Source organism: Asticcacaulis sp. (genome assembly GCF_035497195.1).
In the GTDB taxonomy this organism is placed as follows: Bacteria; Pseudomonadota; Alphaproteobacteria; order Caulobacterales; family Caulobacteraceae; genus Asticcacaulis.
Genome location: NZ_DATJDZ010000019.1, coordinates 1 through 13,889, shown reverse-complemented (window position 1 = coordinate 13,889; position 13,889 = coordinate 1). Strand labels below are relative to the sequence as shown.

Sequence of the window (13,889 nt, the reverse complement as noted above, 5' to 3'; positions counted from 1 at the left end):
CATGCTGAGAACACGCGTATCCCATCTTGCCCTGCTGCCGGTCTGCGCGTTTCTCACGGGATGCGGCGGCGGCTCGGCAGCGGCTCAAACCCCGCCGGTCACGCCGCCTGTAAAGCCCCCGGTCACAGGCGCCTGTGTGTCCGGCGCATGGACGGTGGTTTCCGGCACGCCCGATGAACAGGCCGTGCAGTATGAAACGGCGCACTTCGCCTTCCGCTGGAAGACGGGCGTTGTGCAGATGGCCGATGCCGTGACCGCCGGTCAGTATCTCGAACTGGTCTGGAAGACCTTCATAACCGATGTGAAGTTTCCGGAACCTTATTGCGACACGGCCAGAAAACATAAGGCCAATATCAATATCAACCCCGATTCCGGCCTCTATGGCGGCCCGACCGGCGAACGCGACATGGGCATGTGGGTGGGGCCACTGGCGCTGAAGGACCACTGGGGCCTGGCGCATGAATTCACCCATGCCCTGCAAGGCTCGACCCGCAGCTTCCGCGACGGCAAATATGTCGGCTGGCTATGGGAAAGCCATGCCAACTGGATGGCACACCAGATGCCGGAATACCGCAACGAGGTTCATTGCTCGGAACTGCTGGTCAATTTCCCGCACCTTTATTACGGCTCGACCCGCGACCGTTACTGCAACTGGCAATTCCTCGAATATCTCAAGGACAAGTATGGCTATCAGACGGTCAACGATATCTGGGCCAATGGTCTGAAACCAGACCAGGCCGGCTATCTGGAGGAAGACCCGTTCAGCACCCTGATGCGCAATCAGAAATGGTCGGTTGCCGATCTCAACGATGAGTTCGGCGAATGGGCCTTGCGCAACATCACCTGGGATTACGTGGATGAAGACGGCAATGACCAGGGGCCGGTCTATCACGCCAAATACGGTTCATACGACCAGCGTGAAGGCCAGCGCGCCCTGCGGGTGACCTCGCTCGATCCGATGGACCTCGGCCAGCGCCGCTTCGCCGTGCCCAATGCGTGGGCGCCACAGCGCTGGGGTTATAATGTCGTGCGCCTGATGCCCGATGCCGGCGCGACGAAGATTACCGTCCGCTTCCGCGGCGTGGTGCAGGCCGCCCCGGCTACCACCACCCTGCCCGGCTTCACCAATGATCCGGCGGCGGTTCCCCAACCCTCGTCCGACTGGCGCTGGGGCGTGGTGGCTATCCAGGCCGACGGCACGCCGCGCTATGGCCCGCTGATGGGCGGCGCCGATGGCGACCTGTCGTTCGACCTCAAGGCCGGCGACCAGGCGGTCTATATGGTGGTGGTCGGCACCCCCTCAAGCCAGCAGAAGATCCAGTGGGATCAGGCCTGGTATTCGATCTATCGCTATCCGTGGATGGTGCAGCTCACCGGCGCATTACCGCAAGGCTATGAAGCCGGCTATACCGCCGGCAGCAATGGCCACGCCCACCCCAATGGCGGTGGCTGGGTCAGCAATGCGGCCCATGTCGATGCGTCGGTCTATGTCGGACCATACGCCCGCGTGCTCGGCGGCACGGTCAGGGGCAATGCCCGTATCGAGGACCACGCCCTGGTTCGCGGCGGCACGGTCTCCGGCAATGCGGTGATCGGCGCCATGAGCCTCATCGACGATGGCGTGACGGTAAAGGATATCGCGAAGGTCGAGACCACCTTCCTCGGTATTGGCGGCTTCGAACCCGGCACCGAACTTTCCGGCACAGCCGAAATCATCGGTGACGCCGAGGTGCGCGGCGGCCCGAAACTCAACAAAGGCGTCTATAGCGGCTTTGTCGACCAAGACTCGCAGGCCGATCCGAAACAGGGTGGCGACCTGACCGCGCCTGTGCCGGAAGTCACATCCACAGCGCCCTACGTCTGGCGCCCCTGAGGGCCACATGAGTCACGGATGACCAATTGTGTCGGGATGCGCGTGGTCGTCACCGCATCGCCCTCGATCAGCGCGTCGAAGCCCATGACGGCGACCTGATCGGGAATGGTAACGCCCCGCCGCGTCAATTCGCGCATGGCATAAAACCCCGTTCGCCATTCATCACATCAGTTCGGATACAAATATACATAGCCCGGTAGCGGCCGCCAGAACCGTCATGTTTACGCCAGGCATTAACATCGATTTCCCGTTTCGCATTTTGGTGTCATCCAAAGGTTATTTGCGGGCAAACGCCTTGTCCGCCTCGGTGGTCATCGAGCGGATCTGGTTCGTTTCCGCCGGCCGATAGGGCTTGCCGTCCGGATAAAAGATGTCGTGAAACCATAGCGTCGGCTGATTTTTAACATAGGGCTTCTCCCAGGAATCCCAGGGCATGTTCGTCTGGCTCTTCCCAAGCACAAAGCCCCAGTTGATCGCAGCGACATTGTACTTGCGCGCCATCGGCAAGGCGGAATCGAAGGTCGAGCCATTGCCGCGCGCCATATATTCCGTCATCAGCAGCGGCCGCCCATAGGGCTGAAGCGACTTGATCCGTTCTTCGAGGCGCTCAGGCCAATCATAACTGTGGAAACTGATGACATCTGACTGATCGAGTTGCACATGCTCGACCGCATTAAGCCTTCCCTTTGGCGACCAGTCATCATCGTGCCAGACACCGGAAGTTAGCGGCTGGATCGGGGCCTCACTTCTCGCCCAGGCGAAGACCTGCGGCAGGAGTTTAGCGACCTGTCCGGTCTTTGTCGGTTCGTCGAGCTGCGTGTAATTTCCACCGCCCGTATTATCGGGTTCATTCCACACATCCCAGGCGAGAATACGGTTATCCTTGCCGAATGCACCGACAATGCCCTTGACGTAGGATTCATATTTCGGCCAACCGGCCTCGTCGAGCAGCCCGGCGGTTCCGGGAGACTGTACCCAGCCGGAATTATGAACGCCTGGCACAGGTGCATGTTGCAGACCCGTCTTCGGATTCGGATCCCAGCAGGAATCGAATAAAACCAGCATCGGCTTGATGTGATGTTTGGCGGCGAGATCGAGGACAATATTGATGCGCTTCTTGAAACCTTCCGGGTCCTGCGCCCAAAGTTGATCATGCAGGAAGATGCGCATGGTGTTCATGCCGATGCCCTCGGCGTAACCAAATTCCTTGTCGATCTCGGCCGGGTTGAAAGTGTCGGCCTGCCACATCTCGAACTGGTTGATGGCGTCGGCGGGCAGGAAGTTACTACCGACGAGCCAGCGCTGTTCGCCATACCAGGCATTGGCTTTCGCCTCGCTCCAGCGGCCAGTCTCGGCGTGGGCGATCTGGCACAACGGCAATGCGAGAACCAGGGCCATCGTACCCGCCGGAATGGATGATTTAAATATGCTCATGAGGGGTCGTTTCCTTTTTGGCACTGAATCGAAACAGCGATGCCGGCAGCCTTCATCATCTGCGGGTCGCTTTATGGGGAAAGGCTTGCGCGTTCTCATGGGCGTTACCCCCACAGGATATGAATGGGGCCGTATCCGATTGGACCGGCCCCAAGAACTTGAAATCCAGCAATTATTCGGGGGCCGCAAGGCGCGGCCCCCGAATTTTCAATCAGTTATATTTGAAGCGTACCGACAGACCGTAATAGCGGCCTTCGTCACGGATATCACGGACGAACTTTGCGTGCGCATTGCCGTCATACTCGTGGAAGTTATGGAACGGTTGCGCCAGCAGGTTGGAGGCATCCAGGTTGATCGTGTAAGCGTCGTTCGGCGAATAGCTGAGCGAATAGTCTAGGCGGTTCACAGCTTCCGTACCTTCACCTTCCCAAGAGCCCTTGCGGTTATCATAGGAGTTGATCCAGCGAGAGCGGCCGTTATAGGACAGACGCGTGGAGATCTTACCCTTTTCGTAGAACAGAGCCAGGTTATAGCTCCAGTTCGACACGCCCTGGATTTTCACCATCTGCTTCGAGTGGTCGATAGCGTCCGGCAGTTCATTGTACGCATCGATATAGGTAACGTTTGCCTGAACACCGAGACCATTCCACGCCCCCGGCAGGAAGTCGAAGAAGGTTTGACCGGCAACTTCGACACCCTTGATCTTGCCGGCGCCAGCGTTTTCAGGACGCGAAACTTCAAGAACACCGTAAATCGGGTCATTGGTCCGGGTCGTATAGTTGCTGATGAAGCCGAAGAGGTCGTGGTAGAACACGGCCACGCTCGCCGAGGTATTCGCCTCCGGATAGTATTCCCAGGTGACGTCGTAATTCGTCGACGTCAGCGGCTTCAGGTCCGGATTACCGGCGGAACCATAGGCATCGGCCGGATCAGGATTGTTGCCGCCCGTGCTCGGATCGAACTGCGTAATACTATACGCCGGGTTGAGCTGACTGAAATCCGGACGCGTGCGGGTCTTAGTCACCCCCAAACGAATCTGCATTTCGCTGTTCGGCTTCAGGCGCATGCTGAAATTAGGCAGAACATCGATGTAGTTCTGATCAATGGTTTTCGGAACGCCGGTTTCGACATTGTTCCACTTCACGCGCGAATATCCGCTGTATTTGCCGACCGTATTGACCACACGCACACCAATCACACCGTCAACATCCGAGTTGAAGAAGTGGGTTTGATAGTGCTCCTGGGCATAAGCTGTACGGGTCGCTTCCTTGGCGGTGAAACCACGGAATGGATCATAGCCCATGAGGATCGGGGTGTACTGCGCCACGCCACCAGTATTCCCCATTTGGGCAAGCGCCGCGCGGGTCTCGTTCACCAGCAGCGTCGTGTTGTCTACAATGCCGGCACGCGAAGGCTGCAGGTAGTTCCGGAAGCCCTGATCACTGCCCCTGAAAGTATCTTGCGTGAGAGACAGTTCGCCAACACCGATCGAGTCGAACGGAATGGCGAGCGGCAACACCCAGCCATAACGATCATTGGCTTCGTAGAAGGCGTTACGATCCGAGTAACGCAGGCCGGCTTTCAACTGTTTGAAGATACCCCAATCGGTATCATAGACCGCATCGCCACGCCATTGGATACCGTTGCCGCCAACCTTGTAGATGCTTTCATAATAGCCGCGCCAGACATAATTGCTGGCATCCGAGACATCCAGACCTTCGGCCGACCAGGCAGCGCCACCGTCAGTGACATAGCTAACATTAATCGGATAGGATTGCTTGAGCGCCGAGTCGAGGCTCCATGACGAGTTCGAATAGAGGCTGTTGGTATAGGCCAGATCAGTGGAGAGCTTCAGCTTGCCGCTGGTCCAACTGCCGCCCACAGCGATCTGCTGCGTGTCGGTGCGGTCAAATCCTGTCGAGCGGTAGAACTGGATCGGATCACCGCCCGTGTTGGTCATACTGGCGATCTGATTGGTGCCTTCCTGCATCACGACATTGGTCTTTGTACCGCTCCACAACGGTGCCATGGCCCAGTCATTCCAGTGTTCGGCGCGATAGGCCTGCCACAGGAAGTCGGCGTAAAGTTCGGTTTGATCGTTCGGGCGCCATTGCAGCGTGGCATTGGCGGACGGACGCCAGCGGTGGCCGGTATCCATATAAACGCCAACCTGGTCCGGATACCTGGGCAATGCTGGGTCCGCAGTGGAATTGGCGATATAACCGGTCGCCCAGCGGACAGCGTTGCGGAAATCCTGCTCGGTATAGGACACGTTCAGCAGGGCGCCGATATCGCCGTGACTCGTCGACCAGCGATCGGTGATCAGCAGGTTGCCGTTGGTGTTGAACTTTTCATTCTGGTCGTTGTAGGTTTCGCGGATGGCGCCGTCGATTTCAAAACCCTTGAAGTCGAACGGGCGGCGGGTGCGGACATTGATCAGACCCGCCAGGCCAGGTTCCAGCAGATCCGCCGTGCCGGACTTGTAGACTTCCATGCCGGCCAGGGCGCCGGACGGGAAATCCTGAAGCTGGACGCGACGCAGTTCGGCGGTCGAGATATCGCGGCCATTGACGGTGGTCGCCACATCCGGCAGACCGCGCACCAGCACGCCACTGCCTTCATCGCTGCCGTGAACAATCTGAATACCCGGCAGACGCGCCAGCGACTCAGCCGCGTTCACGTCAGGCAGCTTGCCGATGTCTTCGGCGACGACCGCATCAACAATCGAATCTGAACGGCGCTTGATTTGCTGCGCGGACCGCAGACTGGCGCGGTAGCCCTTGACGACAACGATTGTATCGTCCGTCTTTGCCCCGGATTTATCCGTCGTGGCCTGATCCGCAACGGCGGCGCCCGGCTTTGCGGCATCCGTGGCGGACTGCGCTAGGGCCACGCCGTGTGCCGTCAGCAGGGCAACAGATACAGACGCGAGCAATTGAATTTTAAATCTCATACGTTCCTCCCGGAGTTGTTATAAAGCGCGCTTCAGAGGCACACTTTGTTGAAGGCATTTGTACGACAATATGATTTAATTGCAAAAAGAGATTTTAGTCCGTCGATTAAATCGTGACCACTGTGTCGGTTTTGCTACACGCATTTGCGGCTGGAGACAGACAGGCCGGAACGCATCTTCCCAAGGCAACCGCTGAAAATACCAACACATTGATTTAACTTATTTTTTTTAACAACTAATTGTAAGCCCGCAACTTCGCCCATGACGCCGCGCATCGCAACGATCCAAACTTGATCGCTGCGCCGTCAATTAAATCGCACTAATTTATAATTTTAAGCGACTATAAAGCGGATTATTCAGGGCAGATTGACATGAATCAACCCGCGCCAGCCCCCGTTCTCGGCATTTCACCCCGCCAATCCTCGCAAAAATCGACTCAATTGCCAGACAGAATGATTGCCGGGGCATATCCTGCCTCGGCAAAGATCAACATTCCAATTGCCTGTTACAGTCCCGTCCGGCGGGGCATGATTGCTCTTGTCACGATTGATGACTAGGCCTTAACCAGGCCTGGCAGGTCCCATATTTCATTGGCGCCGCCGGCCAGCGTGCGCTCGCCGCTCTCATGCAGGTCAAGCACCACGACTTCGTTTTCGCCGGCCTTCAGCCACGGTCCCGGCACAAACATCGCCCGCTGCGGCCCCACTGACCAATAACGGCCGAGATTGTGCCCATTGACGAAAACATATCCCTTTCCCCAGCCGCGCAGATCGAGGAAGGTGAAGCCCGGCGTATTGACCGCGAACGTCCCGCGATAAAAGGCAGGTCCCTCAGCCGCTGTAGAGGAAAACGTCAGGCCTTCCAGGCCGTCCATCGGCAGGGCGAACTGCTCCCAGCCCTCCAGTGGCGCGCCGTTCAGCGTCACGGCGCCGATAATGCCTTTTTGATCCCGCCCGATATTCTTACCGTAATTGCAATGGCCATGCGTATCGGCCAGGACCTCAAGCACCGCGCCCTTGGGCAGATCGATCGTGGCCGAGGCCTCCTTCAGGCGGCGGTCCAGCGTCGCCACGGTCTTGCCATTGATCCGGATAAGCGCATAGTCACGAATATCCCCGAATTTGAGTTCCCCCTTCCCTGCCACGGCGGCGCGATGGCGATAAAGCATAAGCCCGTGCATCTGCCCGGAAGCGTCCAGCGACTTCGGCGTCTTTTGCAGGACGGGCTTCGTCAATAACTGGCTCAGCGCGGCAACTTCCTTCAAACGGAAACGCGGGACGATGACGGGCGCTTCAGCTTCCGGCAACGCCGCGAAGGCCTGGGCCGGCAGGTAGTTTTTGAGAAGCGCCAAAACCGCTTCATACTTTGGCGTCGGCCGCCCGGCTTCATCAAGTATGGCGTCGTAGTCGTAGCTCGAAATATCGGCGGCATACCCCTTGCTGTCCCAGTTGGCGCCTGCGTACCAGCCGAACGACGTACCGCCGTGCAACATATAGAAGCTGATCGACATTTTCCGGTCGAGCATCCATTTCAGGCTGGCGATGAGCGGCGGAATTTCCATGGTGGCGTGCAGGTCGCCAAAGGCGTCAAACCAGCCGCCCCACAGTTCGGAATTGAAGAACGGACCGTCCTTGCGCACCTTGGCGCGCGCGGCGAACTCCTCTTCAGCCTTGTAATGGGTGCCGAAATTGATGCCTGCCACAACGCCCGGCAGAGAGCCGTTGGCGATGAATTGCGAGGGGTCCGCTGTATAGAGCAGGCCGGAGAAGCCGGCGTCGCGCTCGGCCTGCATGACCTGTTCCATATAGCCATGATCAGCGCCGAACGCGCCGTATTCATTCTCTACCTGCGTCAGGATAATCGGCCCGCCGTTATCAATCAGGAGCGGCGCCAGTTCCTGGCCGAGGCGCTTGAACCAGCGCTTCATCGGTTCGATAAATTTGGGGTCGCGGGTCCGGGCGATGCCGGTTTCTTCGGGGAACAGCCACGCCGGCAAACCCCCGCCATCCCACTCGGCGCAGACATACGGCCCTGGCCGAAGATTGACCCACAGCCCCTCCGCCTGCGCCATTCGCACATAGGCGGCGATATCGAGATTGCCAGCAAAGTCGTACACGCCCGGCGCCGTCTCGTGCGCATTCCAGAAGACATAGGTCGTAAGTGTATTGAGACCCAGGGACTTCAGCTTGCGCAACCGGTCACGCCAATAGGCACGCGGAATGCGCGGATAGTGCATTTCACCGGCAAGTATCTGGAAGGGCTTTCCGTCGAGGCTGAATTCGTCATCCTGAACGATAAATCTCGGCGCCGCCGCGGAGGCCATAACGGGGCTGAAAACCGCGAGGCTTGCGCCCATCGCCGTCACCATCGACATGAAATTTCGTCTGCTTAACGTGTTCGCTTCCATCTGAGTCTTTTTCTTCCCGATTTGTTTTGGCCGCTTACCATTTGTTGCCGCGCATGAACGCGCCGAGAGCGGCTCTTCAACCACCCCTTAAATGCGATTTTATACCTCGTTCAAAGCCAGCCACCTGACGGACAAGACGCCCGCCAACACGATATTTGTGTGGCGCCTTGCTCAAAAGCGGCACATTCTGTTTAATTTTTAACCGCCGCGAGACCTGAATTGACCCAATCCCAGCAAGCGCTGATATTTCAATTATCACACAATAAAGGGAAGGCAATTATAAAATGTGACTTATTGACGCAAATCAATAGCTTTATGATCCGATGATTAAGCTACCGGTGCGGCGTCACGGCGCATTTGAGAGCGCCGGGTATCTTCCAACGCCAGGCGCACCAGGGATTCCATCGACCACCTGGCCGAACGACCATCGCCGGCGGCAATGGCATCGAACACCCTGGCGTGGTCCTGCCAACTGTTTCGGGCATCTTTGGGGTCTGTTGATTTCAAGCGCGTTGACCAGGCGATGGCTGCGGCGATGGAACTGTTCAATGAGATGAGCACCTCATTGCGCGTGGCGATAAGCAGCGTTTTGTGAAAATCGAGATCTGCCACCCGACCGGTTTCCGTGGCCAGGGTCTCGACGCGCATGACCTCCAGCGCCTCCCGCATCCGGTCGACCTCCGTTTCGGTCCGGCGCTCCGCCGCCAGTTCGGCCGCCGCCGGCTCGTTAATGAGTCTCAGTTCGAACAGGCCGTCGATGAAGCCGGCCGTAGGCGTCGTTTCGAACATCCACCCCATGACTTCCGGGTCAAGCAGGGTCCACTGCGTGCGATCGCAAACACGGGTGCCGCGTTTGGGCCGGCTCTCGACAAACCCCTTGGCCGCCAGAATCTTGAGCGCCTCACGATAGGGCGTTCTCGATATATTGAGCGCTTCGCTGGAATCGAGCTGGTACGGCAGTATATCGCCAGGCTTATAGACACCCCGCAGGATATCTACCGCCAACCGATGCGCAAGCGTTCCATGAAGCCGACGCTGTGACAGGCCTTCATCATAAGTGAAGTCGCCCATTTCGTCGTTCGTTCCACTGTCGTGCATCAGTCAAACCCGGCCCTTTTACATCCATTCATATGTATTAGCTAAAGGATCAACGCAAGGTGTCAACCGTGCGCCCCCGCGACCTTCAGGTGGATTATGGCCTTTTCCCGGCGCCGCTACCAGCCCCTGGCGTGAAAACAAAGGTTGTGATCGATCGCGGCGGCGCCACAACTGCGCCGCCATCCAGAGCCTCACCGGCGCAGACGGTTTCGGCGTGATGCGCCGCGTCCGTTACCGTGGATGATATCCGATAGGCGCCAGGACCCGGCATATTGATCCTTAGCCGCCGGGCGTAAAGGCCGGGGTTAACGTGGACAACGACAAATGTGCGGCCATCCGGCTTTAGCGCTATCACCGTATCCGTATCGTCGGTTGGCAGGAATCTGTCACCGGGCCGGATGAAGCGCGAAAAATTGGCCATAGCCCAGTATTTGGTGGTGACATTGATCTGCGGATTGGCCGTATCCGCGTAATCCATCTTGATCAACCCCCAGTCCGATCCTTTCGCGGGCGGTTTCGATTCATTCTCCACCGCCTGCCACAACACCCAGGCGGCGGGTTCCAGGCGATTGATGTCGCTCACGATCTCCTCGCCCAAGGCCACGGCCGGACGCATGTCATCAAAGGCCTGCGGCACATTTGGCGGCGACAGATCCACCTCCGACATCCACAGGCGCTTGCCGGTCATCCGCGCAATGTCACGAACGCCCGTCTTCCCGGTCGTATCGTAGCTATGCACATTTATCTGGTCGATGGCCGCAATCGCCTCATGATCAAGACCGGCCCAGTCCTCGACGAAGGTTTGCGCGTTCGTCTCGTCCACTGCGGATATCTGCGTATCGCGGCCCTGCGCCCGCAGGGCCTTGTCCACAGCCTTAATGACCTGCGCCTGGCGAGCCGGCGACCAATGCGTCCCCTCCTGCGTATTGCCCGCATACCAATAAGGTGTGTTCGGCTCATTGACCGGCGACAGGGTGCGGAAATGGATATGATGGCGCCGCTCCAGCTCGCCCGTCACCCGCACCAGGTAGTCAGCGAACGAATCTTCAAAACCAGGCCGCAGGTTATCCGTCAGGCCATCCGCATTGCCGGACACAAGACCGCTCATGGTCATGAAATAAGGTGGCGAATTTGAAAAGGCTTCGAAAATCTGTTCCTTTGCCGGCACGCGATCACGAATGGCGTCCAGCCACCAGCGCTGCCCCGAATCGGCCGACCAGTCCCATTGCGTTTCCTCATCGGCCCGCCACCAGTCCACGCCCTGCACGCCCGCGGGACGCCGCCAAAATCCCGGAATATCGGCGCCCGTCCGCAGATAGGGCTTCGTTTCGGGGGCATTTCCACCGCCAATATTGTAGCGGGCGATATTCAGCCTGAGGCCGCTATCGCCATACAGCAGGTCGGCCAGTTTTTCGCGCTTTTCCGGCGGCAGCTTGCCGGTGACATTGGCAAACCAGACAAGGGCTGTCCCCCAGCCTTCGAAGGCCTTTCCCGGCTCATGCCATTTTGGCGAGATCGCCACATCTGCCAGCGCATCCCGCGAAGCAGCGGCGCACGCCTGGGAGGCGGCGAAAGCAGGGGCTGAAAATTGCCCCAGACAGACGAGGCTGGCGGCCATGACACTTAGCAGACGCATCCTGCTTCCAAAGAGGCGCACCGCCCCCCTCCCCTTATTGTTTCGTTATAAATCGATCAGGCTCACCCGTAATGCCTCTGAAGCCACCTGAAAGAAATTCCCGCCATTCCCATACGCGGGACGAGCATGAAGGAGAACTTCAGTCGAGTCAGGAGAGAAGATCAAGGCGCGACCTTCTCCTCAGGGAACACTGGAATCAAGCAATGAAACTTTAACAGGCCAATTTGTATGATTTTTTCTTCGTTTTCAAACCTTAAATTTCGAAGGCAAATGATGCCTATAGCGCCATTTCACACGTTAAGAGCCTGATCCTGATGGTGAGTGACAATATGCGGGCGTGTTCAAAGCCCAACAAGTAACGCGACTATAAGCGGCGCCCAAAAATCAGAGAACGCCGCAAAACTAAAAAATGCCTCGCATGAGACGCTTTGCAGTCACCAGACGTAATCACGCCAATCGACACCGGTATCCTGCGAATTTCAGCCATGCCCCACCTTACGCATGATGACGATTTCCGCTAGGGCTATAAAACAGTCTCAGATAACAGCGAAACGGAACGGGCAGACGACGCATGACAGCGAATACCTTATCGGCTGTCGATGTCTCGATTACCATCATCTATGCGATAGCCATCTTCGCCCTGGCGCAATACGTTTCGCGCCGGCGGCCCGAACTTCAGACCAGCACAAAGGGCTATTTTTTCGCTGACAATCAGCTCCCTTGGTGGGCGATTGGCGCCTCACTGATTGCCGCCAATATTTCCGCCGAGCAAATCATCGGTATGTCTGGTTCAGGTTTTCGGATAGGCCTTGCCGTTGCCTCATACGAATGGATGTCCGCCGCGACCCTGCTCCTTGTCGGCAAATTCGCCTTGCCGGTTTTCTTCAGCAGCGGCATTCTGACCATGCCGGGCTTCCTGGCCCAGCGTTATGGCCCGAGCGTCAGATATCTGATGGCGATTTTCTGGCTCGCCCAATACATTTTGATCAACCTGACTGCCATTCTCTGGCTGGGCGGGACCGCCATCACAACCGTGACCGGCATGGACCCGATGCTAGCCCTGATCCTGCTCGGCGCCTTTGCTCTTTCCTACCAGTTGTCCGGCGGCCTGAAAGTGGTGGCCCTGACAGATATCGTGCAGGTGACCCTGCTCACATTAGGCGGCCTCATTATTGTCGCCGTCACCCTGGCCAAGATTGGCGGACATAATTCATTGCCAGCGGTTTTCGAGGGCGCCGCTGTTTTGATGCGTCAATTTCCTGAGCACTTCAAAATGATCCTTCCCAAGACAAGTCCCTACTACAAAGACCTTCCAGGAATCGCCGTCCTGATCGGCGGGATGTGGATCATGAATGTCTCCTATTGGGGCTTCAACCAATACATTATCCAGCGCGCCCTGGCGGCCAAATCGCTCCCGGAAGCCCAAAAGGGCATGGCATTTGCCGCTTATCTCAAACTGCTCATGCCGCTGATCGTAGTGGTTCCCGGCATGGCTGCGCTTGTACTGGCGCCGAACCTTGAACGCTCGGACCAGGCCTACCCTACGATGATGACCCTGTTGCCCACCGGATGCCTGGGACTTGTTTTCGCCGCGCTCGTCGCCGCCATCGTTGCGTCGTCGGCCTCAAAAATAAACGCGATAGCGACTATTTTTACGATGGATATCGTAAAGCCGGTCAATCCGGCCCTCTCGGACAAATCGCTGGTCATGACAGGCCGCATAAGCTCGGTCGCCGCGCTTTTTATCGCCATCGTGGTCGCCAAGCCGCTCCTGGGCAATTTTGACCAGGTTTTTCAGTTCGGTCAAAGCCTGACCGGTTTCTTTGCGCCAGGCGTCGTCGTCATTTTTGTTCTGGGCATGGTATGGAAGCCGTGCACGACACCGGGCGCCTTTGCGGCCATTGCCGCAGGCTTTTTGGCCTCTTGCGTCTTTTACCTGGCCGCCTATTTCCATAACCATCCGGCTCAGGGGCCACTGACAGGCTGGCTGATCACCCATCTGCCGGACATGCCATTCCTGAATCGGGTGGGGTGGGTCTTTTGGATATCGCTGCTCACCTGCATTGCGGTTTCGTTGCTTACTGACGAGTCCCGATCGGGCGCTGTCATCGATCTGGCAAAAATCGATTTTAAAACCTCGTGGGGATTTAACATCGCCGCGATTGGCGTAGTCGCCATCCTTACCGCCTTGTATGCGATCTTCTGGTAAGCGCTACATCGCATCAGAACGACGCCCTGTTAAATCGCATCTGGCCCTACTGCTTTGCAGGGCGTCGTAATACCCAATCCCTCGCGATGAACGCCTCCATCGGCGCCACGGTGGCGCTGTTAAACCGCTACAAGATTGCTCCCGTCTATGCGGTATGTGGGGGTTGATTTTGAGCATAGAAAAGCCGCCCCTAAGGGCGGCTATATCTTTGATTTGTTTTATTATCTCCCCTGGTTGCGGGGGCCAGATTTGAACTGACGACCTTCAGGTTATGAGCCT

General features: G+C 57.6%; 8 protein-coding genes. 2 read left to right on the top strand and 6 right to left on the bottom strand.

What is annotated here, in order from left to right; all coding sequences use genetic code 11:
• The first annotated feature begins 1 nt into the window (after window position 1).
• Entirely contained in the window at window positions 2-1,873 is a 1,872-nt protein-coding gene (locus VL130_RS11060) for an Svx/AvrXca family virulence/avirulence protein (protein WP_325362947.1), read from the top strand.
• Here VL130_RS11060 and VL130_RS11055 read toward each other — a convergent pair.
• The 6 genes from VL130_RS11055 to VL130_RS11030 form a co-directional block, all read right to left on the bottom strand.
• Window positions 1,855-2,010 (bottom strand): hypothetical protein, encoded by a 156-nt coding sequence (locus VL130_RS11055; RefSeq protein WP_325362946.1) that lies wholly within the window; start codon window positions 2,008-2,010, stop codon window positions 1,855-1,857. The two genes, VL130_RS11060 and VL130_RS11055, sit on opposite strands and share 19 nt — an antisense overlap.
• A 139-nt stretch (window positions 2,011-2,149) precedes the next feature.
• Window positions 2,150-3,307, bottom strand: a complete 1,158-nt coding sequence (locus VL130_RS11050; RefSeq protein WP_325362945.1) for a 1,4-beta-xylanase — start codon at window positions 3,305-3,307, stop codon at window positions 2,150-2,152.
• Between the two features lie 211 nt (window positions 3,308-3,518).
• Complete coding sequence (locus VL130_RS11045) at window positions 3,519-6,260, bottom strand: TonB-dependent receptor (RefSeq protein WP_325362944.1); 2,742 nt, start codon at window positions 6,258-6,260, stop codon at window positions 3,519-3,521.
• A 553-nt stretch (window positions 6,261-6,813) separates the two neighbouring features.
• Window positions 6,814-8,667, bottom strand: a complete 1,854-nt coding sequence (locus VL130_RS11040; RefSeq protein ID WP_325362943.1) for a beta-galactosidase family protein — start codon at window positions 8,665-8,667, stop codon at window positions 6,814-6,816.
• Window positions 8,668-8,994: 327 nt separating this feature from the next.
• Window positions 8,995-9,765, bottom strand: a complete 771-nt coding sequence (locus VL130_RS11035; RefSeq protein ID WP_325362942.1) for a FadR/GntR family transcriptional regulator — start codon at window positions 9,763-9,765, stop codon at window positions 8,995-8,997.
• Window positions 9,766-9,859: 94 nt separating this feature from the next.
• Entirely contained in the window at window positions 9,860-11,401 is a 1,542-nt protein-coding gene (locus tag VL130_RS11030) for a glycoside hydrolase family 30 protein (RefSeq protein ID WP_325362941.1), read from the bottom strand.
• 571 nt (window positions 11,402-11,972) lie between these two features.
• Here VL130_RS11030 and VL130_RS11025 point away from each other — a divergent pair.
• Window positions 11,973-13,610 carry a sodium:solute symporter family transporter gene (locus tag VL130_RS11025; RefSeq protein ID WP_325362940.1) on the top strand — a complete coding sequence of 546 codons (1,638 nt, stop codon included), beginning with the start codon at window positions 11,973-11,975 and terminating at the stop codon, window positions 13,608-13,610.
• The last annotated feature ends 279 nt before the right edge of the window (window positions 13,611-13,889 follow it).